The sequence below is a fragment of the Microbispora bryophytorum genome (assembly GCF_043197435.1).
GTDB lineage: Bacteria > Actinomycetota > Actinomycetes > Streptosporangiales > Streptosporangiaceae > Microbispora > Microbispora bryophytorum.
In genome coordinates, this window is sequence record NZ_JBICTF010000012.1 from 50,382 (window position 1) to 76,576 (window position 26,195).

24 protein-coding genes are annotated in these 26,195 nt (G+C 72.9%); 20 read left to right on the forward strand and 4 right to left on the reverse strand.

Annotated features, from left to right (window positions below; translation table 11 throughout):
* Positions 1–39: 39 nt before the first annotated feature.
* The 4 genes from ACGFIB_RS31985 to ACGFIB_RS32000 are packed head-to-tail and all read left to right on the forward strand — an operon-like array spanning position 40 to position 4,011.
* Positions 40–1,212: an FAD-dependent monooxygenase gene (locus ACGFIB_RS31985; RefSeq protein WP_393376803.1), complete on the forward strand. Its 1,173-nt coding sequence runs from the start codon at positions 40–42 to the stop codon at positions 1,210–1,212.
* Between the two features lie 37 nt (positions 1,213–1,249).
* Positions 1,250–1,831, forward strand: a complete 582-nt coding sequence (locus ACGFIB_RS31990; protein WP_357263371.1) for a TetR/AcrR family transcriptional regulator — start codon at positions 1,250–1,252, stop codon at positions 1,829–1,831.
* 26 nt (positions 1,832–1,857) lie between these two features.
* Positions 1,858–3,258, forward strand: a complete 1,401-nt coding sequence (locus tag ACGFIB_RS31995; RefSeq protein ID WP_393376805.1) for an MFS transporter — start codon at positions 1,858–1,860, stop codon at positions 3,256–3,258.
* Complete coding sequence (locus tag ACGFIB_RS32000) at positions 3,259–4,011, forward strand: SDR family NAD(P)-dependent oxidoreductase (protein WP_393376807.1); 753 nt, start codon at positions 3,259–3,261, stop codon at positions 4,009–4,011. It begins immediately after the preceding gene.
* A 29-nt stretch (positions 4,012–4,040) separates the two neighbouring features.
* Here ACGFIB_RS32000 and ACGFIB_RS32005 read toward each other — a convergent pair whose 3' ends face one another.
* Positions 4,041–5,036, reverse strand: coding sequence for a helix-turn-helix transcriptional regulator (locus ACGFIB_RS32005; protein WP_393376809.1), 996 nt, complete (start codon positions 5,034–5,036; stop codon positions 4,041–4,043).
* Between the two features lie 62 nt (positions 5,037–5,098).
* Here ACGFIB_RS32005 and ACGFIB_RS32010 point away from each other — a divergent pair, with 62 nt between their 5' ends.
* Both ACGFIB_RS32010 and ACGFIB_RS32015 read left to right on the forward strand, forming a co-directional pair.
* Positions 5,099–6,208, forward strand: coding sequence for an epoxide hydrolase family protein (locus ACGFIB_RS32010; protein ID WP_393376811.1), 1,110 nt, complete (start codon positions 5,099–5,101; stop codon positions 6,206–6,208).
* A 94-nt stretch (positions 6,209–6,302) separates the two neighbouring features.
* Positions 6,303–7,448, forward strand: a complete 1,146-nt coding sequence (locus ACGFIB_RS32015) for a hypothetical protein (RefSeq protein WP_393376813.1) — start codon at positions 6,303–6,305, stop codon at positions 7,446–7,448.
* A 229-nt stretch (positions 7,449–7,677) separates the two neighbouring features.
* Here the strand turns inward: ACGFIB_RS32015 and ACGFIB_RS32020 are convergent, their stop codons facing one another.
* On the reverse strand, positions 7,678–8,112 hold the full coding sequence (locus ACGFIB_RS32020) for a CBS domain-containing protein (protein WP_393376815.1): 435 nt from the start codon (positions 8,110–8,112) through the stop codon (positions 7,678–7,680).
* 62 nt (positions 8,113–8,174) lie between these two features.
* Entirely contained in the window at positions 8,175–8,537 is a 363-nt protein-coding gene (locus ACGFIB_RS32025) for a hypothetical protein (protein ID WP_142574975.1), read from the reverse strand.
* 88 nt (positions 8,538–8,625) lie between these two features.
* Between ACGFIB_RS32025 and lhgO the strand changes: the two genes are divergently transcribed.
* From lhgO to ACGFIB_RS32050, 5 genes are all read left to right on the forward strand, one after another.
* Complete coding sequence (lhgO, locus tag ACGFIB_RS32030; protein ID WP_393376817.1) at positions 8,626–9,810, forward strand: L-2-hydroxyglutarate oxidase; 1,185 nt, start codon at positions 8,626–8,628, stop codon at positions 9,808–9,810.
* A gap of 18 nt (positions 9,811–9,828) precedes the next feature.
* A complete protein-coding gene (locus ACGFIB_RS32035; protein ID WP_142574973.1) occupies positions 9,829–10,551 on the forward strand; it encodes a response regulator transcription factor in 723 nt (240 codons plus the stop codon).
* Positions 10,552–10,554: 3 nt separating this feature from the next.
* Positions 10,555–11,949 (forward strand): sensor histidine kinase, encoded by a 1,395-nt coding sequence (locus ACGFIB_RS32040; RefSeq protein ID WP_393376819.1) that lies wholly within the window; start codon positions 10,555–10,557, stop codon positions 11,947–11,949.
* A gap of 134 nt (positions 11,950–12,083) precedes the next feature.
* Positions 12,084–13,181, forward strand: coding sequence for a helix-turn-helix domain-containing protein (locus tag ACGFIB_RS32045; RefSeq protein WP_393376821.1), 1,098 nt, complete (start codon positions 12,084–12,086; stop codon positions 13,179–13,181).
* Positions 13,178–13,756 carry a hypothetical protein gene (locus tag ACGFIB_RS32050; protein WP_393376822.1) on the forward strand — a complete coding sequence of 193 codons (579 nt, stop codon included), beginning with the start codon at positions 13,178–13,180 and terminating at the stop codon, positions 13,754–13,756. Before ACGFIB_RS32045 ends, ACGFIB_RS32050 begins: the two co-directional genes overlap by 4 nt.
* Before the next feature lie 28 nt (positions 13,757–13,784).
* On the opposite strand, the gene ACGFIB_RS32055 is transcribed toward ACGFIB_RS32050, so the two are convergent.
* Entirely contained in the window at positions 13,785–15,833 is a 2,049-nt protein-coding gene (locus tag ACGFIB_RS32055) for an efflux RND transporter periplasmic adaptor subunit (RefSeq protein WP_393376824.1), read from the reverse strand.
* Between the two features lie 144 nt (positions 15,834–15,977).
* Between ACGFIB_RS32055 and ACGFIB_RS32060 the strand changes: the two genes are divergently transcribed.
* From ACGFIB_RS32060 to ACGFIB_RS32100, 9 genes are read left to right on the forward strand one after another with little or no spacing between them, the layout of a single operon-like run.
* Positions 15,978–17,126 (forward strand): efflux RND transporter periplasmic adaptor subunit, encoded by a 1,149-nt coding sequence (locus ACGFIB_RS32060; RefSeq protein ID WP_393376826.1) that lies wholly within the window; start codon positions 15,978–15,980, stop codon positions 17,124–17,126.
* The gene (locus tag ACGFIB_RS32065) at positions 17,123–17,878 is read left to right on the forward strand and encodes an ABC transporter ATP-binding protein (RefSeq protein ID WP_393376828.1); all 756 of its coding nucleotides are present in this window, start codon (positions 17,123–17,125) and stop codon (positions 17,876–17,878) included. Before ACGFIB_RS32060 ends, ACGFIB_RS32065 begins: the two co-directional genes overlap by 4 nt.
* Positions 17,875–19,161, forward strand: coding sequence for an ABC transporter permease (locus ACGFIB_RS32070; RefSeq protein ID WP_393376830.1), 1,287 nt, complete (start codon positions 17,875–17,877; stop codon positions 19,159–19,161). Before ACGFIB_RS32065 ends, ACGFIB_RS32070 begins: the two co-directional genes overlap by 4 nt.
* Positions 19,162–19,189: 28 nt before the next feature.
* Positions 19,190–19,813 (forward strand): hypothetical protein, encoded by a 624-nt coding sequence (locus ACGFIB_RS32075; protein ID WP_393376831.1) that lies wholly within the window; start codon positions 19,190–19,192, stop codon positions 19,811–19,813.
* Complete coding sequence (locus tag ACGFIB_RS32080) at positions 19,813–20,499, forward strand: response regulator transcription factor (RefSeq protein WP_208762455.1); 687 nt, start codon at positions 19,813–19,815, stop codon at positions 20,497–20,499. Before ACGFIB_RS32075 ends, ACGFIB_RS32080 begins: the two co-directional genes overlap by 1 nt.
* Positions 20,474–22,090 (forward strand): ATP-binding protein, encoded by a 1,617-nt coding sequence (locus ACGFIB_RS32085; RefSeq protein WP_393376833.1) that lies wholly within the window; start codon positions 20,474–20,476, stop codon positions 22,088–22,090. The genes ACGFIB_RS32080 and ACGFIB_RS32085 overlap by 26 nt, the downstream gene beginning before the upstream one ends.
* A 5-nt stretch (positions 22,091–22,095) precedes the next feature.
* Positions 22,096–22,671 (forward strand): PT domain-containing protein, encoded by a 576-nt coding sequence (locus ACGFIB_RS32090; protein WP_393376835.1) that lies wholly within the window; start codon positions 22,096–22,098, stop codon positions 22,669–22,671.
* Between the two features lie 47 nt (positions 22,672–22,718).
* A complete protein-coding gene (locus ACGFIB_RS32095; RefSeq protein ID WP_393376837.1) occupies positions 22,719–24,446 on the forward strand; it encodes an ABC transporter in 1,728 nt (575 codons plus the stop codon).
* The gene (locus ACGFIB_RS32100) at positions 24,443–26,170 is read left to right on the forward strand and encodes a GTPase (RefSeq protein WP_393376838.1); all 1,728 of its coding nucleotides are present in this window, start codon (positions 24,443–24,445) and stop codon (positions 26,168–26,170) included. The genes ACGFIB_RS32095 and ACGFIB_RS32100 overlap by 4 nt, the downstream gene beginning before the upstream one ends.
* The last annotated feature ends 25 nt before the right edge of the window (positions 26,171–26,195 follow it).

Below are 26,195 nucleotides of genomic sequence, written 5' to 3' on the forward strand. Positions count from 1 at the left end.
GCCCTGTCGTTGATTAGTCATAATATGTATAGTCATCTCATGACCAAGAAAGCTCTGATCATCGGCGGCGGGATCGCGGGTCCCGTGACGGCCATGGCGCTGCGGCGCGCCGGAATCGACAGCGAGGTCTTTGAGGCCTACGGCCGGGGGGCCGAGGGCGTCGGCGCCTTCCTCACGCTCGCGGTCAACGGGCTGGAGGCCCTGCGCCTGCTCGACCTGCACGACCTCGTCCGCGACCTCGGCATGGACACGCCGGTCATGGAGATCCGCAACGCGCGCGGCAGGCTGCTGGCGACCACGAGCCAGCCGAGCCGTACGCTCAGGCGCGCCGACCTCTACCGGGCGCTGCGCGACGAGGCCGTACGGCGGGGCGTGCGGATCCACCACGGTAAGCGGCTCGTGGACGCCTCGGTCACCTCCGGCGGGGTGCGGGCGGTCTTCGCGGACGGCGGCGAGGCCGCGGGCGACCTGCTGGTCGGCGCGGACGGGCTGCGCTCGCGCACCCGCGCCCTGATCGACCCCGGCGCCCCCCGCGCCCGCTACGTCGGGCTGCTGAACACCGGTGGTTATGCGAATGGAGTGCGGCCGCCGGGCAGGCCGGGGGTCTGCCACTTCATCTTCGGCAGGCGGTGCTTCTTCGGCTACATGATCCACCCGGAGGGGCAGGTGTGGTGGTTCGCCAACCCGCCGAGCCGCAGGGAGATGCCCCCCGAGGAGCTCGCGGCGATCACTCCCGAGCGGTGGCGGGCCCGGCTCATGGACCTGTTCGAGGGCGACGCGGGGCCGATGCGCGAGATCATCGCCGCGACCCCGCACATCCTGCCCGGCTGGAACACCTACGACTTCCCGAGGGTGCCGAAGTGGTCCACCGGGCGCATGGTCCTCGTCGGAGACGCCGCCCACGCCACCTCCCCGTCCTCGGGGCAGGGCGCGTCGATGGCGATCGAGGACGCGGTGGTGCTCGGCAAGTGCCTGCGCGACGTGCCGGACGTCGCGGGCGCGTTCGCCGCCTTCGAGCGGCTGCGGCGCGAGCGGGTCGAGCGCGTCGTGGCGCAGGGCAAGCGCAACGGAGACGGCAAGGCGCCGGGGGCCGGCGGGGCCTTCGTCCGCGACCTGATCCTTCCCGTGATCATGCGGCAGGTGGAGAAGCGGAACGCGCTGGCCTGGATGCACGACTACCGGCTCACGTGGGACGACCGCGTCGCGGTTTGATTGACCGATCGTTCCAGATTGGTCTAAGGTCGAGGGCATGGCGAGGACCAAGGAGTTCGACCCCGACGTCGTGCTGGAGCGGGCCCTGGATCTGTTCTGGCGGCGCGGCTACGAGGCCACGTCGATGGCCGACCTGGTCGAACACCTCGGCATCGGCCGCGCCAGTCTGTATGCCACCTTCGGCGGCAAGCACGACCTCTACGTGAAGGCGCTGGAGCGCTATGCGCAGACGCGCGACCCGAACCTCGTCGAGCTGCTGTCGCAGCCCGGTCCCGCCCTGCCGGCCGTACGAACCCTGGTCGAGCGCTACACCGAGGAATCGATCCGCGACCGCGACCGGCGAGGCTGCATGATCGTGAACGCGGCGACCGAGCTCCTCCCCGACGACGAACCGGTCGCTCGGCTCGTCGAGGCCAGCTGGACGGGCCTGGAGACGGCGCTGACCTCGGCCCTCATCCGCGCCCGCGCCCAGGGGGAGATCTCCGCCGAGTCCGACCCCCGGGTGCTGGCGCGGTTCGTGCTCGTCTTCCTGCAGGGGGTGCGGGTGATGGGGAAGGGGCACGGCGACGCCGCCCGTCTCCGCGACGCCGCCGCCCAGGTCCTCGCCATGCTCCGCTGACCTCTCCGTGAGGAGTGCGCTTTTTCATGCCCTCATTCTTGACCGAACGATCCAGAAATGTGGCGGCGTTCGCCGTGCTCGGCGGGGCGCAGGTCACGCTCGTCGCGGCGATCACTCTTCTCACCGTGCCGCTGCCGGCCGTCCAGCGGGAGTTCGGCCTCGGACAGGGGGACCTGGCACTGCTGACCTCGGCGTACGGGCTGACCTTCGGGGGGCTGCTGCTCCTCGGGGGCAGGCTCGCCGACCGGTGGGGCGCCCGGGAGGTCTTCCTCGCCGGGATGGCCCTGCTCGCGCTGGCGTCGGCGGCGGGCGGGCTGGCTCCGGACCATGTCGTCCTGCTCGCCGCGCGCTTCGTCCAGGGAGTGGGCGCCGCGATGGCCGCCCCCGCCGCCGTCTCACTGGTGACGCGGCTCCGCCCGGACGCCCGGGAGCGCGAGCGCGCTCTGGCGGTGTGGGGCACCCTGTCGGTCACCGGGGCCGTCGCCGGCAGCCTGCTGTCCGGCCTCGTCGCCGCGGTGACCTCGTGGCGCTGGTCGTTCCTCCTGCCCGCCGCCGTCGGCGTCGCGGCCGTGGCCGCCGGAGCCTTCCTGCTGCCGCCCGCGCCGCGGACGGCGGCCCGCCTCGACGTGCCCGGCGCGCTGCTCGCCACGGCCGGGCTGGTCGCGTTCGCCTACGGCCTGCTGGAGGGCGCGACGGCCGTCACCGCGACCGGCGTGTTGCTGGCGGCCGGGTTCGTCGTCCTCCAGGCGAGGACGCCGCATCCGCTGCTGCCGCTCCGGCTCGTGGCGCACCGCCGCAGGGGCGCCGCGCTGCTCGTCGTCTTCGTCACGGCGGCCGCCAGCGCGACGACCACGTTCCTGCTGAGTCTCTACATGCAGCAGGTGCGCGGGCTGTCGCCGATCTCCACGAGTCTGGCCTTCCTGCCCTTCCTCCTGGTCGTCGTCATGGGCCCGCTGAGCGGCCGTCTGCTGCGCCGGTTCGGCGTGCGGCCCGTGCTGGTCGCCGGGCTGCTGCTCGCAGCGGTGTCGATGCTGCTGCTCGGCCGTGTCGCGTCCGAGGGAAGCGTGCTCGCCGGGCTGCTGGTCTTCCCGGTCGCCTCAGGGCTGGCCTTCTCCGGCGCCACCGTGGCGGCCCTCGACGGTGTACGCACGGAGGACGCAGGGGCGGCCGGGGCGCTGGTCAACACGGCCATGGAGGCGGGGCCGACGGTGGGCCTCGCCGTGCTCGTGGCGCTCGCCGCCGCCCGCACGGGCGGCATGCCCGCGGGCGGCGCCCGGGCCATGACCGAGGGCTACGGGTTCGCCCTCACCGCCATGGCCCCGGTCTTCCTTCTCGCGGCGGCGACGGTCGCCGTCGCGTTCACGCACACAGCGTTCACACACACAGCGGCCGGGCGAACAGCGTTCGCGTGGACAAAGGAGCGATAGATGAGGTTCACGGACACGGTCGTGCTGGTCACCGGGGCGGGCGCCGGCGTCGGCCGGGCGGTCGCCCGCGGGTTCGCCGGGGAGGGCGCCACCGTGGTGGCGGCCGGGCGGGGGCGGGAGTCGCTGGAGCAGACCGTCAAGCTGATCGAGGCCGGGGGAGGCCGAGCCGCCGCGATCACGGTCGACGTGACCGACTCGGCCGCCGTGGCCCGGCTCATTCGGGAGATCGTCGCCCGGTTCGGCCGCCTCGACGTCGCGGTCAACAACGCGGGGATCTTCGCGGCAGGAGCCGTCGCCGACATGCCGGAGGAGGACTGGGCGCGTGTCCTCCAGGTCAACACGACGGGCGTCTTCCTCGCCCTGAAGCACGAGATCGCCGCGATGCGCGCGCAGGGCTCCGGCGTGATCGTGAACATCGCCTCGAACATCGGGGCGCACATCCGGGTGCCCGGGGTGGGTGCGTACGCCGCGTCCAAGGCGGCCGTGAGCGCCCTGACCCGCACGGCCGCGCTGGAGAACATCGGGGCAGGCGTGAGGATCAACGCGGTCAGCCCGGGTCCGCTGGACACGGCGATGTCCCTGCGCCCCGGAGAGAGGGAGGACGACCGGGCCGCCCGGGTGCGGGAGTCGCTTCCGATCGGCCGCGTCGGCGCTCTCGACGAGATCACCGGCACCGTGCTCTGGCTCGCCTCGGACGACGCCGGTTTCGCGGTGGGGCTCGACCTGGTGCTCGACGGCGGCGCCTCAGCCTGACCCTTAGCCCGGCCTCTCAGCGTGATCTCTCAGCCCGGTCTCTCAGCCTGACCCTCAGGCCGATCTTCGGCGGCGGCGGTCGCGCGGGCGTAGCGGGCGGTGAGGGCGCGTAGCCGGTCCACCAGTTCCGGCGGGCCGGTGACCTCGAAGTCGAGGTCGAGCAGGCCGAGGTGGACGGCGAGCGAGTTCACGCTGTCGGCCCCCGTCACGAGCACGCAGGTATGGCCGTCGACGTCCTCCACGACGCCGACGGCGGGGTTGATCCGCGCGGCGACCACCTCGGCGGGGGCGTGGACGAGCACCCGGGCGTGGTGCCGCCAGGCCGCCGCCGACACGCCACGGACGACGTACGCCGCCGCGCCGCCCTCCGGGGGGTCGCGGGGCGGGAAGCGCGGGCCGGTGGGAGTGCGCGGCGCGATCCGGTCCACCCGGAACGTGCGCCAGTCGTCGCGGTCGACGTCCCAGGCCACGAGGTACCACCGGCGGCCCCAGGACACGAGCCGGCAGGGCTCGGCCACCCGGGCGCCGGAGGAGCCGTCATGGCCGCGGTAGTCGAACCGCAGCCGTTCACGGTCCCGGCACGCCGCGGCCAGCACGCTCAGCACGGCGGGGTCGACCGCCGGACCCGGCCGGTCGGGCGGCACCGGCTCGGTGTAGGCCTGCAGCGCGCCGACGCGGCGGCGCAGGCGTGACGGCAGCACCTGCTCGAGCTTGGCGGCGGCGCGATCGGCAGTCTCCTCGATGCCTGCCACGCCGGCGGCGGCCCGCAGCCCGATCGCCACGGCCACCGCCTCGTCGTCGTCGAGGAGCAGGGGTGGCATCGCCGTCCCGGCGACCAGCCGGTAGCCGCCGTCCGTGCCGCGGGAGGACTCCACCGGATAGCCGAGATCGCGCAGCCGGTCGACGTCGCGGCGCACCGTGCGCTCGCTCACGTCCAGTCGTTCGGCCAGGATCGCGCCGGGCCAGTCGCGTCTGGCCTGGAGCAGCGCCAGCAGGCGCAGCAGCCGCGCCGAGGTTTCCAGCATGTTCTCAGTCTGGCGGGACTTCAGGACAGCACCTGTCCTGAAGGGTCCGTAATGTCGGCGTCATGAGCGAGAACACGCAGATCAGGCCCTTCCGCATCGACGTCCCGCAGGCCGATCTCGACGACCTGAAGGACCGGCTCGGCCGGACCCGCTGGCCCGACGAGATCCCGGGCGCCGGTTGGGAGTACGGCGTGCCTGTCGCGTACGTGAAGCGGCTGGCCGAATACTGGCGGGACGGATACGACTGGCGTGCGCACGAGGCGGAGATCAACAAACATCCGCAGTTCATCACCGAGATCGACGGGCAGGACATCCACTTCCTGCACGTGCGGTCGCCCCATGAGGACGCCCTTCCGCTGATCCTCACCCACGGCTGGCCGGGCTCGATCGCCGAGTACCTCAAGGTCGTCGAACCGCTGACGAACCCCGAGGACCCGGCCCGGGCGTTCCACCTGGTGATCCCGTCGCTGCCCGGCTTCGGCTTCTCCGGCCCGACGCGGGAGCGGGGCTGGAACCGGTTCCGTACGGCCCGGGCGTGGGCGGAGCTCATGCGCAGGCTCGGCTACGACCGGTACGGCGCGGTGGGCAACGACGGCGGCTCGTTCGTCTCGCCCGAGGTGGGCCGGGTGGACCCCGAGCACGTCGTCGGCGTCCACGTCACGCAGATCTACTCCTTCCCCTCCGGCGACCCGGCGGAGATGGCGAACCTCACCGACGAGGAGCGGAAGGGACTGGAGGTGCTGCAGTGGTTCTACGAGAACAAGATGTCGTTCAACATGGTCCACTCGCAGCAGCCGCAGACGTTGTCGTACGGGATCTTCGACTCGCCGGCCGGGCTGCTGGGCTGGAACGCGCAGTTGTTCGGTGAGGACGTGGACGACGACTTCATCCTGACCAACATGATGCTCTACTGGGTGACCGGCACCGCCACGTCGGCCACGCGGTTCTACTACGAGGACGCCCGCGCCGAGCACCCCAAGGAGCCGACGACGGTCCCGCTCGGCCTGGCGATGTTCGAGGGCGACTTCGTGTCGATGCGCACCTTCGCCGAGCGCGATCACAAGAACATCGTCCACTGGCGGTCGTATGACGCGGGCGGCCACTACGCCGCCCACCTGCGGCCGGACGTGCTCGCCGCCGACCTGCGCGACTTCTACGCCGCTCTGCGGTGACGGATCGCCCGCAGACCCGCTCCTGACCGATTCCGGGACGACCGGGGGCATGCCGCCCGCCGCACGCAGGGCGGGCATCGGGAATGATGGCCGCATGGGGAGCGCAACGGGGCGGACGCGGACGAGCAGGATTCCGCGGGCCGCCCTGGCTCTCCTCGCGGTCGCGGTCGCGGGTACCGTGCTTCCGACAGCGACGGCGACGGCGACGGCGACGGCGACGGCAGCGGCGGACGCGGCGGACGCGGAGACGGCGGACGCGCAGACGGCTGAGACGGCGCGGACGGCGGCGCGGGCGGACGACCGGGAGCGGCTGCTGTTCCGGATCCGGGACGAGCGCGTCGGCGAGTCGAGCGGCCTCGCCGTCTCGCCCACCCACAAGGGCATCGTCTACACGCACAACGACAGCGGCAACGGACCGCAGATCTACGCGATCGGCCAGGACGGCCGCACGCGGGCGACCTTCACGATCGGCAACGCCGAGGCCAGGGACTGGGAGGGCATCGCGGCCTCCACCGATCGCGCGACCGGGCGCGGCGTGCTGTGGATCGCCGACACCGGGGACAACCTCGCGGACGGCGGGGGAGGCGGCTGGCCGGACGTGTCCGTCTACAAGGTCGCCGAGCCCGGGACGATGAAGGACGCGACGCTGCGGGCCGTGCGGTATCGCCTCCGCTACGCCGACGGCCCCCGCAACGCCGAGGGGGTGATGGTCGACCCCCGCACGGGCCGGCTGTACATCGTCAGCAAGGAGTTCTCCGGGGGCGTCTACGCCGCCCCCGCGAAGCTGCGCACCGACAAGGTGAACGTCCTGCGCCGGGTGGGCTCCGCGCCCCTCATGGCCACCGACGCGTCGTACGCCCCCGACGGGTCGAGCTTCGTGATCCGCACGTACTTCTCGGCGTCCGTCTACCGCTCGCCCGGCAAACTGATCGCGCATGTCACGATGCCGCCCCTCCGGCAGGCCGAGTCGATCGCGTACACGCAGGACGGCGCGGCCCTGCTCACCGGGAGCGAGGGGAAGGACAGCCCGGTCTACCAGGTGCCGCTGCCCGCCGCCGCCCGGCCGGCTCCGTCGCCCCGTCCGGCGCGGACCTCCGCCCGGCCGAGGGCGGTCAGTGCGACGAGCGGAGCGGACCCGGGGGACGGCGAGCTCGGCGTGCCGATGCCGGTGTTATGGCTGGCGGTCGCTCTCGGGGCGATCGGGATCATCGGGTTCATCGCCCACCGCGCGGGCCGCTGAAGGCTCTCGGGGGACCTCGGGCGACCTCGGGCGACCTCGGGCGACCTCGGGCGACCTCGGGCGGACTCGGGGCGGACGGGGAGATCCAGGCAGGCGGAGGGCCGACCAGTGGGAGGTCCGGCCAGTGGGAGGTCCGGGCAGAGAGGGGTTCAGGCGGGCGGAGGGCCAGGCAGGCGGAGGGCCGGGCCGCCGTTCCCGGCGACACCCGGCCCGAAGATCGCCGCGAGAGTCAGCCCCGCGCGTAGACTTGGTGGACGAACTCCGCGAGCTTGCTGTCGGGCAGCTCCTTGGCCAGGTCGGCCTCGGTGATCATCCCGACGATCCGGTGGTTGTCGATCACCGGCATGCGCTTGATCTGGTGCTCCTCCATCTTCGCCAGGGCGTCCTCGACGCCGGCGTTCGCGTCGACCCAGACCAGGCCGCGGGCCAGTTCGCTCGTCGTGGTCTGGTCGAGGTCCTTGCCTTCGGCGACGCACTTGATCACGATGTCGCGGTCGGTGATGATGCCCTTGAGCCGGTCGTCCTCCCCGCAGATGGGAAGGGCGCCGACGCTCATGTCCCGCATCATCTCCGCGGCCCTGCGCAGGCTCTCGTGCTCGCCGACGCATTGCGCGCCCTCGTGCATGACCTGGCCGGCGGTCTTGTTCACTCCCTCAGTGGTCATGGCTAACCCCCGATTCCGTCTTTTGGGGTGTTATGCCCCATTTGTCCGGAAGTAAGAGCGGTTCACAGGCGAGGCAGGAAGTGCTCCCCGCGCAGGGCCCGCTCCACGAGCGCGACCGACTCGGCCAGCCGCACGAGCCGGGGGCCCTCCTGCCGGTAGGCGTCGAGGACCGCCTCGATCGCGTGCGGGGGCAGATGCTCCTTCAGGTCCACCGCTGCCCCCCGGTATCCCTCCCTGGCCGCCTGGATCGAGGCTGCCACCTGCTGGCGGGCCATCCGGGCGAGCGCGAGCGGGTGACGGCGCAGCACGCCGTACGCGCGGTAGTCCGGGGGCACCGCGTCGAGCAGCCACGACACGGCCGAGACCTTCCAGTCGGGGCTGCCGGGAGGGCGCACCTCCGCTGGCCAGCCGGGTGGGACGTACACGCCGTCATCGTACCGAACACAGGTTCGATCACCGTGGAGCGACTCCGGCTGCGACAATGTCCGACATGCTGTCGAGAGCCGTACAGACATGAGGATCGGGATCGTCGGCGCCGGAATCCTCGGTCTGGCCGTGGCCCGGCAGATGGCGCGGGCGGGCGCCGAGGTGACCGTGCTGGAGAAGGAGCCCCGGATCGCCGCCCACCAGACCGGGCACAACAGCGGGGTCGTGCACGCCGGGATCTACTACCAGCCCGGCTCGCTCAAGGCGACCCTCTGCCGGGAGGGCGCCGCCATGCTGCGCGAATACTGCGCCGAGCACGGCCTGCCGTACGACGAGGCGGGCAAGCTCGTCGTGGCCTCCACCCGGGCCGAGCTGTCCGGGCTGCGCCGCATCGCCGAGCGGGCCAGGGAGAACGGCGTGCCCGGCATCGCCGAACTCGACGCGATCGGCCTGCGGGAGGTGGAACCGCGCGCGGTCGGAGTCGCCGCCGTCCACTCGCCGCACACCGCGATCACCGACTTCCCCGCGGTCGCCCGCCGCCTCGCCGCCGACGTGACCGAGGCCGGCGGGTTCGTACGGCTCTCGCGTCCCGTACGCGCGATCAGGCAGACCACCGACGGCGTGGCGGTGGCGGCCGGGCCGGAGAGGCTCACCTTCGACCGGCTGATCTCCTGCGCCGGCCTCGGCACCGACGGCGTGGCGGACCTGGCGAGAGCGAGCGGCGACGTGCGGATCGTCCCGTTCCGGGGTGAGTACTACCGGCTCGCGGGCCCGGCGCGCGGCCTGGTGAAGGGGCTCATCTATCCCGTGCCCGACCCCCGCTACCCCTTCCTCGGCGTTCACCTGACCCGCAGGATCGACGGAGAGGTCCTCGTCGGGCCCAACGCCGTGCCCGCGCTCGCCCTGGAGGGCTACTCCTGGCGGTCGGCGTCGCTGCGCGACCTGCGGCGGATCGTCGCCTGGCCAGGGGCCCGGCGCATGGCGGCCGAGCACTGGCGCACCGGCCTGCGCGAGGTGTACGGCTCGCTGGCCAAGCGGGCCTTCGTGGCCGCCGCCCGGAGATACGTGCCCGAGCTGGCCCCGGCCGACCTCGTACGCGCCGGAGGCGGCGTGCGGGCCCAGGCCGTGGCGCGGGACGGCAGGCTGCTCGACGACTTCGTCATCGACGTGCGCGGGCGGATCGTACTGGTGCGAAACGCGCCCTCACCTGCCGCGACGAGCAGCCTGGCGATCGCGCGGCACATCGCTTTAACGGTTCCCTTAACTTTCTAGGTCTAGAGTGCTGCCGCAATGGTCGCTGAATCTTCCGAAGCCCGGCTGCTGGTCGTCGAGGACGAGCCGAACATCCTCGAACTGCTCGCGGCGAGCCTCCGGTACGCCGGATTCGAGGTCCACACCGCATCCAACGGCGGTGAGGCGGTCCTGGCGGCGCAACGACACCGGCCGGACCTGATCGTCCTCGACGTCATGCTGCCCGACATGGACGGGTTCGACATCGTGCGCCGGCTGCGCGGCGGCGGAACCCACACCGCCGTGGTCTTCCTCACCGCGCGGGACGCCACCGAGGACAAGATCCGGGGCCTGACGCTCGGCGGCGACGACTACGTGACCAAGCCCTTCAGCCTTGAGGAGGTCATCGCCCGGATCCGGGCCGTGCTGCGCCGCACCGCCGGAGACCCGATGATCACCCCGCCACGGCTGACCTTCGCCGACATCGAACTGGACGAGGAGTCCCACGAGGTCTGGCGCGGCGGCCGGGCGGTGCCCCTGTCGCCGACCGAGTTCAAGCTGCTGCGTTACTTCATGTGCAACGCCGGCCGGGTGCTGTCCAAGGCCCAGATCCTCGATCACGTGTGGGACTACGACTTCCGCGGTGACGCCGGCATCGTCGAGTCGTACGTGTCGGTGCTGCGCCGCAAGCTCGACACCGCCCATTCCCGGAGCCACCCCCGGCTCATCCACACGCTGCGCGGCGTCGGCTACGTCATGCGGACACCGCCCAGCGGCGCCTGAGCCGTGTCGGGGCGCACGCCGCTGCGGATCCGGCTCAGCGCGGCCATGCTCGCGCTGGTCGCGGTCGCCCTCGCGGTCATCGGCGTGGGCAGCGTCTCGGTGCTGCGCGACTACCTGGTCGGCCGGGTCGACCGGAAGGTCGCCCTACTGGCGCACGAGGCCGAAAAACGGCTCGACCGGGGTCCGGCGGTGTTCGCACGGCTCAGGCTGCCGCCCGAGGGCCGGGTGGAGATCCGCGACGCCGCAGGCAGGACGCTGCTCGCGCAGGCGGCCCTGGGGGCGGAGACCCTGCCGGGCCCCGGCGTCGTGACCTCCCGGAACCCCACAACGGTGCCCGCGGTGTCGGGTGACGGCCAGTGGCGGGCCCGGGTGGTGCCCGTGGAGGGCTTCGGCACGGTCGTCGTCGCGGTGGACATGGCCTCGGTCGGGCAGATCACCGGCCGGCTCGCCCTCATCGAGGCGCTGGTCGGCGGCGCCCTGATGGTCCTGCTGGCCGTCGTCGGCGTCGTGATCGTACGGCGCAGCCTGCGGCCGCTGGCGGAGATCGAGGCGACCGCCGAGGCAATCGCCCGGGGGAACCTCGGCAGCCGGATCCCCGACCGCGACCCGCGCACCGAGGTCGGGCGGCTCGCCCGCGCGCTGAACGGCATGCTCGCCCAGATCGAGGCGGCGTTCCAGGCCCGGGCGGCCTCCGAGACCGCGGCCAGGGAGTCGGAGGCGCGCATGCGCCGCTTCGTGGCCGACGCCTCGCACGAACTGCGTACGCCGCTCACCTCGATCAGGGGCTTCGCCGAGTTCCACCGGCAGGCGCCGGACGCCGACACCACGCGGCTGATGTCGCGCATCGAGAGCGAGGCCGCCCGCATGGGCCTGCTCGTGGACGACCTCCTGCTGCTCGCCCGGCTCGACCAGCAGCGCCCGCTGCGCACGCAGCCCGTGGACCTGCTGGCCCTGGCGGCGGACGCGGTCCACGACGCGAGGACCCTCAGCCCCGGCCGCGACGTGTCGCTGGTGGTCGAGGGAGACGCGGCGCTGATCGTCTCGGGGGACGAGGTGCGGCTGAGGCAGGTCGTGGGCAACCTGATGAGCAACGCCACGACCCACACGCCCGAGGGAACGCCGATCACCGTACGCGTCGGCAGCCTGGACGGCACGGCGTTCGTCGAGGTGGCCGACAAGGGGCCCGGCCTCACACCCGAGCAGGCCGGCCGGGTCTTCGAGCGCTTCTACCGCGCCGACCCCTCCCGCAGGCGGCCGTCCGGCGGCAGCGGCCTCGGGCTGGCGATCGTGGAGTCCCTCGTCCGGGCCCACGGCGGTGAGGTGGGCGTGGAGACGGCCCCCGGCGCCGGCGCCGCCTTCCGCGTCACCCTCCCCCTCGCCCCCGAGGCCCGCACCTGATCCTGCAGGAATTGGTCAGGAGCTCTACGACCTGGAGAAACGGCCACTCCGGACAAAGGTGAATTAGGATAACGATTACCTAGGACCAGCTTCGTCACCTCGCATCGCGAGAGGCTGTGTGCGAATATCGCACTATGAAAGAGCCTGAGGAGTGGGCGGATATCGGCGAGCGCGTACGCGAATGTCGTTTGGCTGCGGACATGTCGCAGGAGCAGTTGGCGGCGGCGCTGAGGCTCGACCGGACGATGATCGCCAAGATCGAACGGGGAGTGCGTCGGGTGGACGCGCTCGAACTCGCCAAGCTGTCCTCGGTGCTCAAGGTGCCCCTGACCTATTTCCTCAGCTCGTCGCCGCAAGTCGTGTCCCGTCGTACGGAACTGGCCGACGACACGGTTACCGACGCGGCGCGGCAGTCCTACCATCTGGAAGTCGCTCTTACCACCTGGCTGGCCGATATCCGGCAGCTCATCGGCATGGGGAAGTTTCACCTGCAGAGAATCGAGCGATATCCGGATGCGATTCAGGACGCACCGAGCGCTCGACGTGCGGCTCTCTGGGTCAGGGAGCACCTCGGCCTCGGGCCCGGGCCCATCGACTCGCTCATGAGCGTGTGCGAACGGTTGGGGCAGCTCGTCGCGGTGGTCGAAGTGCCCGGTGAGGGCGCTTCACTGATCGACGGCGACCTCGCCGTGGCGGTCGTGAGCAGGAGAGGCGATCCCGGGCGCCGCCGCGCGACCGCGGCCCACGAGCTGGGGCATCTCATCGTCGGCGACGAGTACTCCACCGACATAGGCGTTCACGTATCGCGCGACGACAGAGAGGCGATGATCGACGCCTTCGCCGCGGAGCTTCTTCTGCCGGCCGAAGCATTCCGCGCAACCAGTCGTCCGGGCGGAAGGATGAGGCGAGAGGACCTGGTGATTCTCGCCGCGCGTTTCCGGACCTCGTGGTCGTTGACCGTCCGGCAGGCCGTAGAGGCCGGAGCCGTCGACGGCAGCGCCGCGAAAGAGATGCGCAGGAAGAATCCGACCCGAGCGGAGCTGATGGAGGCGGTCGGCTGGGCACCGCAACCCGATCTCGAAACGATCCGGGTGCCTCCCGGCTATGCCCACGCGGTGGTGGAGTGCTACAAGAAGTCGCTCATCACGGCGTCCCGCGCCGTCGAACTCATGCGAGGTCAGATCGTGGCAGCGGATCTCCCGCAGCGAGACGATGCGGACCTCGACCTTTGAGCAGCGCTGAGTCGGCCTGCGTCTTCGTGTTCGACGCCATGTGCCTCAACCATTTCGCCCGTGCGGAACGTCTCGACGTGCTACGCGACCTTCTGGCGGACGACACCTCCGTGACCACTCATGTGGTCAGGGATGAGCTGCGCGCCGGAGTGCAGGAGCACCCCCTGCTGAGGACGGTGCTGGACACAGATTGGCTTGGCCTGGCGCGACTCGATTCGTTCGACGAGATCAGGTGCTTCGCGAAATGGACGCAGCGCATCGGCTGCTCGGAACGCGACTGGGGAGAGGCCAGTGTGTTCGCGGCGGCCGACCTGTTTCACGGGGTCGCCATCACCGACGACCGCGAAGCCGTCGCGGTGGGCAGGGCTCATGGGCTGGAGGTCCACGGCACTGTCTGGCTCCTGGCCCGTGCGTGCTTCAAAGGCAAGCTCAACGACGTGGCCGCCGGCAACATCGTGGATGCCCTGAGAGCCACGGGAATGCGCTTACCGTGTTCCGGCTCCACGTTCGGATCCTTTGTTCGTCGCAATATCGGCTCATGCCGCTGCGTACCGATGTGGAAGACAACACCGTGACCAGGGGGCCAAGCTCGAGTCTTCACTCTCAGCGGGCGGCGGGGAAGCCTTCGTCGGGGAAGGCGGTGGAGGCGCCGGGCAGGACGACCTGGTCGCCTTCCGAGAGGCCGCCCGTGATCTCCACGTAGCTGTCGCCGCGTACGCCGACCTTGACCGTGCGGGGCAAATGCGTTCCGCCGTCGGCCACGGTGACCACGGCCGTGCCGTCGCCCTGGGCGCGTACGGCCTGCGAGGGGAGGTAGAGCGCGTCGGCCGCCTCGCCGGTCGTCACCCGTACGGTGGCGCTCTGGCCCAGCAGCAGCCGGGCGGGGCGGCTGTTCAGGACGATCGTCACGCCGTAACGGACCAGGCGGTCGCTGGTGGTCGCGGTTGGGTCGATGTGGGCGACTGTTCCCGGATACTCCTGCCCCGGTCGCGTGGCCAGCGTCACGGTGGCCGCCTGACCGACCTTGAGGAAGCGGATGTCCGACTCGGTGAACATCGCCTGCACCTGCAGGTCGTCGAGGTCGCCGAGGGTGATGAAGGTCCCCGAGGCATAGCGGGAGCCGACGGTCCCCGCGACGGACATGACCGTGCCGTCCGCCGGAGCCTTGATCCTTACGCCGGCGAGCGCCTCCTTGGCCTCGGCCAGTTCGCTCGTCGCCTGGCTGACCTGTGCCTCGGCCTGTGCCTCGGTGAGCCGGGCGCCGCCGCCCTGGCCACGCTGTCCACCCTGGCCGCCCTGGCCGCCCTGCCCTGCCTGAGCGCCCTGTCCGCTCTGCCCTGCCTGAGCGCCCTGTCCGCTCTGCCCTGCCTGAGCGCCCTGTCCGCTCTGCCCTGCCTGGCCGCCGCCGAAGCCCGCGCGCCGGTGCGCGCCGCCGCCCTGCCCCTGCGAGCCCTGCCCCTGACCGCCCTGTCCTTGTCCGCCCTGGCTTTGACCACCCTGTCCCTGCGAGCCCTGTCCCTGGCCGCCCTGGCCTTGACCGCCCTGCCCGGGGGCGCAGGCGGAGGAGGAACCGCCGGAGGGGCTCGGCGTGGCGGACGGCTGCCGCGACGGCGCCGTAGGCAGGATCGAGACGCTCACCTCGGGGTTCGGCGCGCTCGCGCCGTGGGGGCGGGCCGGACGGTGCGGCCCGGACGGTTTCGGGTGCGGATGCGGGCGTGGCGTGGCCGTGGGCGCCGGACCGGGCTGGGGATCGGCGCCGCCGTGGTCACCACCCCGGTACGCCACCAGGCCGATGCTCGCCGCGCTCGCGCCCTTGTTCGCCGCGCTCGCGCCCTTGTTCGCCGCGCTCGCGCCCGTGTTCGCCGCCGCCGCCGCAGCGGCGGCGGCAGGCCGGCTCGAAGGCCGGGCGGTCGCGGAAGACCGTGACCCGAGCGGCGAGGAGGGGCGTGTGGTCACCTGCCCGGAAGGCCGGACGGAAGGGGTCGGACACGCGACCGGGCCACCACCGCCGGTGGACGTACCGGACCCGTAGCCGCCCGCGTTCCCCGCTCCCGCTCCCGCTCCGCCCGTGTTTCCCGATCCGGAGCCGCCCGCGTTCCCCGATCCGGGCCCGGAGCCGCCCGTGTTTCCCGCTCCGGCTCCGCCACCCGTTCCGCCGCCGGGGGGCCTGGCCCCGCCCGCGCCTCCCGAGCCGGTTCCGCCGCCGAACGCACCGGTCCCGGAGCCACCCGCGCCACCCGCGCCACCCGCACCCGGCGCGGCGGCTCCGCCCGTGGTGGCCGTGCCGTTCTCGACGTCGTCGAGGGTCTCCTGCGCGGCGGCGAGGGCGGCCTTGGCGGCCTCGTAGTTCTCCTTGGCGATGGTGTCGTCGATCTGGGCGAGGACCTTGCCGCGCCGGACCTTCTGGCCCACCTTGACGTAGACCTTCTCGACGGTGCCCTCCGCACCGAACGCGAGATCGCGTACGCCGGTGTCGATCGTGTTACCGGCGGCCGAGACGTACGACGCGACCGTGCCCCGCTTGACCGAGGCGAGCGCTATCCGGTCGGCCACGGAGGTGTCGCCGCCGGTGGCGGAGATCACGGCGACGCTCGCGATGACGATCCCCGCCAGCGCGAGCCCTCCGACGCTGAGTGGAGTGCTCGATCTCATGCGGACATCCTGCTGACGTCACGTGACCGGTGGCTTGGCCGTACCTGAGAGTTGTCTGTGGATGCGCCTCCTGATGCGGACTGTCAGCAAACCCTCAGCATCGGCCTAGGTTGCCCGAAGCGGGGTTTGCCATGGTTCGACGTCGTGAAGCTGTCGACGAAGCGCAGGACGCTGATCATCAACGGTGTCCTGGTGGTACTGCTGCTGGGCGGGATCGCGGCGGCCTGGGCGTCCGTGGGAGGCGACTCCTCCGGAGACGGCGCCGCGCCGCTGACGACCCGGGTGACCCGCGGGACCGTGCTCGCCTCGGTCTCGGCCTCCGGCTCCGTCGAGAGCGCCAGGACGCGCGCCCTCGACTTCAGTACGGCCGGCACCGTCGAGTCCGTCCTGGTCGAGAGCGGTGACAAGGTCAAGAAGGGTCAGGTGCTCGCGCGCATCGACGACACGGCCGCCCGGGAGAGCCTGGAGGCGGCCAAGGCGAGCCTCGACGCCGCCGAGGAGGCCGACACCTCGACCGCCTCGGGCTACTCGCAGTACATCAGCGCGAGGAACGCTTACCGATCGGCCGAACGGGCGGTGGCGGGCACGGTGATCAAGGCGCCCTTCGCCGGGGTCGTCACGGCGGTCAACGGAGCCGTGGGCGGCTCCTCGGGCGCGTCCGGCGGATCCGGAGGGTCCTCCAAGGGCGGCCAGGCGCAGTCGCAGAGCGGGTCCGGTTCGAGTGGCACCGGCGGGGCCGGCGGTTTCATCGAGATCGCGGACCCCGCCCACCTGCGGATCGTGGGGAACTTCACCGAGGCGGACGTCAGCCGGATCAAGGTCGGTCAGGCGGCGACCGTGTCCTTCGACGCGCTCACCGGAGTCACCGCCGCCGGCAAGGTGACGGTGGTCGACCCGCAGCCGCAGACGAACAACAACGTCGTCCAGTACGCCGCGACGATCTCGCTGACCGGCGTGCCGTCCACCGTACGGCTCGGCCAGACGGCCACGGTCCAGGTGACCGTGGGCAAGGCCGACGACGTGCTCACGGTGGCGTCCTCGGCGGTCACCACGGCGGGCGGCCAGACCACGGTGACGGTGCTGGAGAACGGCAGGCAGGTCGTGAAGCGGGTGGAGGTCGGCCTGAAGGGCGACATCACCACCGAGATCAAGTCGGGACTCCAGGAGGGCGACCAGGTGGTGCGGCCCCAGGCGTCGACGACCGGCGGAGGCGGCATCCAGTTCCCCGGCGGCGGAGGCGGCTTCGGCCGCGGCTTCGGCGGAGGCGGCGGCGGCCGTGGAGGCAACCGATGAGGGCCGGCCCGCCGCCGGTGCTCGGCCCCCCCGTGCTCGATCTGAGCCACGTCACCAAGGTGTACGGCGAGGGCGAGACCGCGGTGCACGCGCTGCGCGGAGTGTCGCTCAGGGTGGAGCGCGGCGACTACGTGGCGATCATGGGCGCCTCCGGCTCCGGCAAGTCCACGCTGATGAACATCGTCGGCTGCCTCGACATCCCGTCCGGGGGGACCTACCACCTCGACGGCACCGACGTCGGCGGGCTCGACGAACGGCGGCTCGCGATCGTCCGCAACCGCAAGCTCGGCTTCATCTTCCAGTCCTTCAACCTCATCCCCAGGATGAGCGCGGTCGCCAACGTCGAGCTTCCCCTGGCGTACGGCGGGGTCAAGGCCGCGGAGCGGCGCCGCAGGGCGCTGGCCGCGCTCGACCGGGTCGGGCTCGCCGACCGCGTCCACCACCAGCCCAACGAGCTGTCCGGCGGCCAGCAGCAGCGGGTGGCGGTGGCCCGCGCGCTCGTCACCGCGCCGACCCTGCTGCTCGCCGACGAGCCCACGGGCGCTCTCGACAGCAAGTCCAGCGAGGACGTCATGAACATCTTCGACCGCCTCAGCGCGAGCGGCCGCACCCTGGTCGTCATCACGCACGAGGAGGAGGTCGCCGCACACGCCAAACGGGTCGTCCGCCTCATGGACGGCCGGATCGTGGAGGACGCGCGCACCACGCCGGTCGGCGGACTGCCCCCGCGGCTCGCGGAGGTGGCCTCGTGAACGCCGCGGAGGTCCTGCGCTTCGCCCTGCGCGGCCTGGCCGCCAACAAGATGCGCAGCGCGCTCACCATGCTCGGCATCCTGATCGGCGTCGCCGCGGTGATCCTGCTGGTCGCGATCGGCGAGGGAGCCTCCCAGCAGATCCAGCAGAACATCCAGCGGCTCGGCGCCAACTCGCTGACCATCACGCCGTCCACGTCGGGCGGCGGAGGCGGGCCGGGCGGCGGGTTCGCCCGCGCCGCCGGCGGCAGGGGAGGCGGCGGCCAGGCCGGGCGGCAGAACAGCGGCCCCCGCATCCAGGCCAAGAACCTCACCGTCGACGACGCGCGGGCGCTGGCAGACCCGGCGAACGCCCCCTCGGTCAAGAGCGTCTCGCCGGTCGTGACGGCGCAGTCCCAGACCGCGACGTACGAAGGGGCCAGCTACTCGATCAGCCAGCTCGTGGGCACCTACCCCAGCTATTTCGAGGCGTCCAACAAGCCGGTGGCCAAGGGCGCCTACTTCTACAACGACGACGTGCTCGCCGCGCGCAAGGTGGTGGTGATCGGTCAGACGGTGGCCGAGAACCTGTTCGGCACGGTCGATCCCCTCGGCAAGCAGATCACCGTGTCGGGCGTGCCGTTCACCGTCGTGGGGGTGCTCAAGGAGGCCGGCTCGTCCGGGTTCCAGGACGCCGACGACGTGGCCATCGCCCCGCTGCCCGCCGTGCAGCAGAGCCTGACCGGATTCGGCCCGCTGGGACAGATCCTCGTCCAGGCCAAGAGCGCAGAGGCGGTGGACGCCGCGCAGACCGAGGTCACCGAGGTGCTCGACCAGCGGCACGGCATCACCAACGCGGCGGGCGCCGACTACCGCATCCTCAACCAGGCGACCCTGCAGGAGACGGTCAGCGCGGCGACGGGGACGTTCACGGTCCTGCTCGGCGCGGTGGCCGCGATCAGCCTGCTCGTCGGCGGCATCGGCATCACCAACATCATGCTCGTCACGGTCACCGAGCGGACCAGGGAGATCGGCATCCGCAAGGCGATCGGCGCGCCCAAGGGCGCGATCCTCGGCCAGTTCCTCGCCGAGGCGACGATGCTCAGCCTCGTCGGCGGCCTGATCGGCGTGCTGATCGCCGTGATCGGCGCCCAGTTCACGATCGCGGGCGTGCAGCCGGTGATCGTCCCCACGTCGATCGCGCTGGCGCTCGGCGTCTCGATCGCGATCGGCCTGTTCTTCGGCAGCTACCCCGCCAACCGCGCCGCCGGGCTGCGGCCGATCGAAGCCCTGCGCTTCGAGTGATGGCCGGGCCCATGGAAGGGAGACGAATGTGAGCAGGCACGACACCGAGGAGCTTCTGGAGACCTCGCCGTTCGACGACGACCTCCAGGAGGTGCTGGCGGCGCGTCCCGCTCGGCTGGGCGGGTCGAAGCTGACGCTCGCCCTGGCCGGAGGCGTCCTGCTCGTGGCCGGGCTGCTCCTCGGCATCCAGGTGCAGAAGCTCCTGGGCGGCTCCACGCCGGGCCGGTTCCCGTCCCGCGCGGCCGGTGCCGGTGCGTACGCCGGCGCCGGTCAGGCCCCCGGTGGTGGAGCGGGTGGTGCAGGAGCGGGCGGGTACGCCCGAGGCGCGGGCGGGGGCGGCGGATTCGCGGGCGCGGGCGGCGGAGCGGGAAGACGAGCGGGCGCGGGGGCGGGAGCAGGGCCCGGCGGCACGACCTTCGGCACGGTCAAGCTGGTCGACGGCGACAAGATCTATGTCCAGACCGTGAACGGCGGCGTGGTCACGGTGACGACGTCGGGCGGCACCAAGGTGCAGGTCACCAAGCAGGGGAAGATCTCCGACCTCAAGCCGGGCAGCTTCGTCACCGTCGCGGGGACCGCCGACGCCCAGGGGCAGGTGGCGGCGACGTCGGTCACCGAGGGCTCGGCGATGGGCCGGAGGGCGGGATCGTGATCAGGGAAGGCCGGCTGCTGGTCGTCGACGACGAGCCCGACATCAGGGAGTTGCTGTCGGCGAGCCTCCGATACGCCGGGTTCGAGGTGATCACCGCGTCCTCCGGCCGCGAGGCGGTCCAGATCGCCGCCAAGGTGCATCCCGATCTGATCGTGCTCGATGTCATGCTGCCGGATCTGGACGGCTTCGCCGTCTCCGACCGGCTCCACGCCTCCGGGCGGCGGATCCCCGTGTTGTTCCTCACCGCCAGGGACGCGAACGAGGACAAGATCACCGGGCTCGGCTGCGGCGACGACTACGTCACCAAGCCGTTCAGCCTGGAGGAGGTGCTCGCGCGGATCCGGGCCGTGCTGCGGCGCACGCGCGGCGGCGACGCCGTCCCCGCCCGGCTGCACGTCGCCGATCTGGAGCTCGACGAGGACTCCCGGCAGGTCTGGCGGGACGGCGTTCCCGTACGGCTGTCGCCCACCGAGTTCAAGCTGCTGCGCTACTTCATGATCAACCAGGGCCGGGTGGTGTCGAAGGCGCAGATTCTCGACCATGTCTGGCACTACGACTTCGGCGGCGACCGCAACGTGGTCGAGTCGTACGTCTCCTACCTCCGGCGCAAGATCGACACGGCCGGGCCGAAGCTGATCCACACGCTCCGCGGCGTGGGCTATGTCCTTCGTGCGCCGCGTCAGTGATCTGCTCCACGCCGGCGGGCGGGCCCGCGACGCCGGTGCGACGACCGGTGAGCACACCCGCGACCGCCGGTGGCCCCGGCTGTCGCGCGCGGTCGGTGGGCTGCGCCTGCTGAGCGTCCGCGAGCTGCGGCGCCGGGCGGCGAGGAGCCCGCTCTGGCTGCGGCTCGTGGCGGGGACGCTGCTGCTCGTGACGCTCGCGATCGCGCTGACCGGCGGCTTCGCCGTGCAGCTCCTGCGGGGTTATCTGGTGGACCGGGTCGACGGGCAGCTGATGGCCGTCGGCCGGCGCCCGGCGGAGCCGCCGCCTCCGTTGCAGGCCACGGGCAACCTGTCCCGGCCGCCGCGCCAGTTCGGCTCGTTCTACATCGTCCTGCTCGACCGCGACGGCGGTGTCGTCCGCACCGTACAGGAGCCGCCGAACGCCGATCCGCTGCCCGCGCTGCCCAGGCCGCGGCAGGACCGCAGGCTGTGGCTGTTCACGGTCGAGGGCCCCTCGGGAGCGCTGTGGCGGGCGATCGCCGTACGCGAGGAGGGCGGCACCGGCTTCCGCGTCGCGGCCATCAGCCTTGCCGACATCGACGGCACGGTCTCCCGGCTGGCGGTGATCGTTATCGGGGTCGGCCTCGCGGTGCTCGTCGCGCTCGGGATCGCCTGCTACTGGCTCGTACGGCGCAGCCTGCGCCCGCTAGGGGAGATCGAACGGACGGCGGAGGCGATCGCGGCCGGAGACCTGTCGCGGCGCGTCCCGCTCCGGCACCGGCGCACGGAGATGGGCCGTCTCGGCCGGTCCATCAACGGCATGCTCACGCAGATCGAGACGGCGTTCCGGGAGCGGGAGGCGTCGCAGGAGCGTATGCGCCGCTTCATGACCGACGCGTCCCACGAGCTGCGCACCCCGCTCACCTCGATCCGCGGCTTCGCCGAGCTGTACCGGCAGCAGAGTTCGCAGGACCCCGTCCTGTTGCTGCGCCGCATCGAGGACCAGGCGGTGCGGATGGGCCTGCTGGTGGACGACCTGCTGCTGCTCGCCCGGCTCGACCAGCAGCGCCCTCTCGAACGCCGCCCGGTCGACGTGCTCAGCCTCGCGGCCGGGGCGGTGCTCGACGCGCAGACCCTCGCGCCGGACCGGGAGATCGACCTGCTGCGGCTGGACGACTCGGACGCGCCGGTGCGGGTGCTCGGCGACGAGGCGCGGCTGCGCCAGGTCGTCGGCAACCTCGTCAGCAACGCCTTGCGGCACACTCCCGCGGGCACCGCGTTCCGCGTCGGCGTGGGGATCGTGTCCGGATCGCAGGCCCTGATCGAGGTGGCCGACGACGGGCCCGGTCTGTCCCCCGGCGACGCCGAGCGCGTCTTCGAGAGGTTCTACCGCGCCGATCCCTCGCGCAGCCGGTCGGACTCCGGCGGCACGGGGCTCGGGCTGTCCATCGCCGCCGCTCTCGTCCAGGCCCACGGCGGCACCATCACGGCCGACAGCGAGCCCGGCCGCGGCGCGGTCTTCCGCGTCCGCCTCCCCGTATGCCCTCCTCGACCGGAGGTCCCTCGACGAGGGGCTCCTCGGCAAGAGGCTCCCGACGAAAGGCTAGGGTGATCCACTTGCGATACCTGTCCATCGCGGCCGCCGCGGCGGTCCTGGCGGTCACGGTGACCGGCTGCGGCGGGGGTGACGACACCGCCGCCACGACCACGACCACGACGCAGGCCGCCGCCGGCGGCGGTTCGAGCGCCGGGCCCCAGGCCGCGTTCACCGAGTGCCTGCGCAAGAACGGCGTCACGCTGCCGAGCGGGCGGCCTTGGGGAAGGCCCGGCGGCAGGCCCACGGACAGGCCGACGGACAGGCCCACGGACAGGCCGACAGCACGACCGACGGCCAGACCGAGCGGAGGCTTCGGCGGGTTCCGGTCGATGGACCCCGCCATGAGCAAGGCGTTCGAGGCGTGCCGCTCCCTGATGCCGCAAGGCGGCAGGGGCGGGTTCGGCGGCCGGCGCGGCGCCGATCCGCAGGCCATGCAGGCGTTCCGCACCTGCATGAAGGACAACGGCGCCGAGCTGCCCGCGGACGGGCGGGTGCGCCGCGATCCGGCGACGGCGGACCCGAAGGCGGCCAAGGCGTACGACAAGTGCAAGGTGCTGCTGCCCGCGCCGAACTCCGCGCCCACTCCCGCCGCCTGAGGGCGGGGCGGCGGATTCGTCGGCCTTCCTCAGGGAAGGTCGGAAGCATGGCGGGGAGCGACAGGTTGCGGTCCGCTCTGGAGAGCCTGCGGCGTCACCTCGATCAGGACCTGTTCCCCCTGGAGGTCGGGGACGCCGCGGCCGACCGGCGCGTCCTGGCGGAGCTGCGCGGGCAGCTCGACGACTACCTGCTGCCCCGCCTGTCGGCCATCGACGCGCCGCTGCTCGCCGTGGTCGGCGGGTCCACCGGGGCCGGCAAGTCCACCCTGGTCAACTCGCTGGCCGGCATGCTCGTGACCGAGCCCGGGGTGCTGCGGCCCACCACGCTCGCGCCGACCCTGGTGTGCAGCCCGGACGACACCGCCTGGTTCACCTCCACCACGATCCTGCCCGGGCTGGCAAGGGTGACCGGCGGGGCGGCCGGCGGGGGACGCGGCGAGCCCGGCACCCTGCGGATCGCCCCCGTGGACGCCCTGCCGCCCGGGCTGGCGCTGCTCGACGCCCCCGACATCGACTCAATCGTCACGGCCAACCGCGAGCTGGCCGCGCAGCTGCTCGCCGCGGCCGACCTGTGGCTGTTCGTCACGACCGCCGCGCGGTACGCCGACGAGGTGCCGTGGAGTTTCCTGCGCCTGGCCCGGGAGCGGAGCACGGCGCTCGCGGTGATCCTGCAGAGGGTCCCGGACGAGGCACGCGAACCCGTGGCCGCCGACCTGACCCGCCTCCTGAGGGAGAACGGCCTGGGCGGCACACCGCTGTTCGCCGTCCCCGAGCTGGAGCTGCCGTCGGAGCGTGCCCGGCTGCCCGGCCACGTCGTGCAGCCGATCGCGACCTGGCTCGCCGACCTGTCCGTGGACGCCAAGGCGCGGGCCGAGGTCGTACGGCGCACCCTGTCCGGCGCCCTGGACAGCCTCGGCACCCGGGTGCCCGACCTGGCCGACCGGGTGGAGCGCCAGCGGGCGGGGATCGACGAGCTGCGCGACATCGCGGGCAGGGCGTACGACGTGGCGATGTCGGCGTTCGACGAGGGGATGCGCGACGGCAGGCTGCTGCGCGGCGAGGTGCTGGCCCGCTGGCAGGACTTCGTCGGCACCGGCGACCTCATGCGGGCCCTGGAGTCCCGCATCGGCTGGCTGCGCGACCGCCTCGCCGCCGCCCTCCGCGGCCGCCCGGCGCCCGACAGGGAGCTGCGGGTCGCGCTGGAGAGCGGGGTGGAGTCGCTGATCCGCGCCACCGCCGACGCCGCCGCGGAGCGTGCCGTCGAGGCGTGGCTGGCCCTGCCCGCCGGGCGCGACCTGCTGGAGAAGTCCGGCGTCGCCGTCTCCGGGCGGCTCGGCCGCGCGTCCGCCGATCTGCCCGCCCGGGCAGGCGTGGCCGTACGCGCCTGGCAGGGGCACGTGCTCGACCTCGTCCGCTCCGAGGGCGCCGACCGGCGCACGCTCGCGCGGGCGGCGTCGTTCGGCGTGAACAGCCTCGGCGTGCTGATCATGTTGGCGGTGTTCTCCACGACCGGCGGGATCACCGGCATCGAGCTGGGCATCGCCGGCGGCACCGGCGTGCTCAGCCAGAAGCTGCTCGAAGCCGTCTTCGGCGACCAGGCCGTACGCACGCTGACCCAGGACGCGCGTGAGGACCTGCGGCGGCGCGTCCGCGCGCTGCTCGACGAGGAACGCGCCCGCTTCACCTCCCTGCTGGAGGGGCTGGGCCCGGCTCCGGAGACGGCGGCCCGGCTGCGGGAGGCCGACAAGGCCGTACGGGAGAGGGGCGTCCTGTGAAGCTCCCGCGCAGGAAGGCGGAGGTGCCGCTGGACGACCGGCTGGAGGCGCTCGCGGAGGCCGCGGACCTGGCGGAGGGCCGGCTCGGCCAGGAGGCCGTGGACCACGCCCGCGCCGTGGTCGCCCGGGCCGGCGCACGGCGCGGCCTGTCGGTGGAGCACACCGCGGTCGCCCTCGCCGGGGCGACGGGGAGCGGCAAGTCGTCGCTGTTCAACGCCCTGTCCGGGACCGAGCTGGCGGCAGTGGGGGTGACCCGGCCGACGACCGCCAAGGCGCAGGCGGCCCTGTGGGGCGCCGGCGGCTCTGGACCGCTGCTCGACTGGCTCGACGTCCCGTTGCGGCACACGGTCGAGGGCGACGCGTCCGGGCTGATCCTGCTGGACCTGCCCGACCACGACTCCATCGAGCTGCCCCACCGCAGGGAGGTCGACCGCCTGGTCGCCGCGGTCGACCTGCTGGTCTGGGTGCTCGATCCGCAGAAGTACGCCGACGCGGCCGTGCACGAGCGCTACCTGCGCCCGCTCGCCCGGCACCGGGACGTCATGGTCGTCGTGCTCAACCAGGTGGACCGGCTGCCGGAGCGGTCCGTCAAGCGCTGCCTCGACGACCTGCGCGGCCTGCTGGCGGCCGGCGGGCTCGAAGGGGTGCCGGTGCTCGGGATCTCCGCCCGCACCGGCGAGGGCGTCCCCGAACTGCGGGCGCTGCTCGACCGTCAGGTCTCCCGCCGCCGCGCGTGGTCGTCGCGGCTCGCCGCCGACGTGGCCTCGGCCGCCGCCGCGCTCTGGGCCGACACCCGCCCCCCGGACGCCCTGCCCCCCGCCACCCGGCCCCGTGAGAGCCTGCCCCCGGACGCCCGCCCCGCCGACACCCTGCTCCCGGACGCTCGCCCTCCGGACGCTCGGACCCGGGAGAGCCTGCCGGTCGCCGCACCGCCCCCGCCGGGGCAGGTGGCGGTGCCGGAGGTCGCCGCGAACAGGGCGCTGACGCGGGCGCTGGCACAGGCGGCCGGGGTGCCTGCCGCGGTCGAGGCGGTCGCGAAGTCGCACCGGCACCGCTCGATCGCCGCGACGGGCTGGCCGGTGACGCGCTGGCTGCGCAGGCTGCGGCCCGATCCGCTGCGCCGTCTCCACCTGGCCAAGGGCGCCCGTTCCTCGCTGCCCGCGGCCACCGCCGTGCAGGTCTCGGCCGTCGACACCGCCCTGCGCGACGTCGGAGCCGCCGCCTCGGCCTCGGTGCCCGAGCCGTGGGCGACCGCCGTACGGCACGCGGCACGGTCGCGGTCGGGGGAGCTGACCGACGCCCTGGACCGCACTGTCGCCGCGGCCACCTCCGGCGGCGTCTCCAGAGCCCCTCGGTGGTGGCGCGTGGCGGGGACCGCGCAGTGGCTGACCGTCGCGGCGATGGCCGCGGGCGCGATCTGGCTGCTCGTGCGCTTCGCGCTGAACTACCTCATGCTGCCCGAGTTGCCCACCCCCACGGTCGGCCGGGCGCCGTGGCCGACCGTGCTCCTGCTGGGCGGCGCGCTGGCGGGAGTGCTGATCGCCGCGCTGTGCCGGGTGTTCGCCTGGATCGGCGGGCGGCGCAGGGCGCGCAGAGCCGCCAAGGCGTCGCGCGCCGGCATCGAAGAGGTGGCCGGGGAGCTGATCATCGCGCCCACCAGGGACGAACTCGCCCGCTACGCCAGGTTCGCCGACCGCGTCACCCGCGCCCTGGGGAGTGCCTGACACGACCCGGTGTGATCAAGCTCGG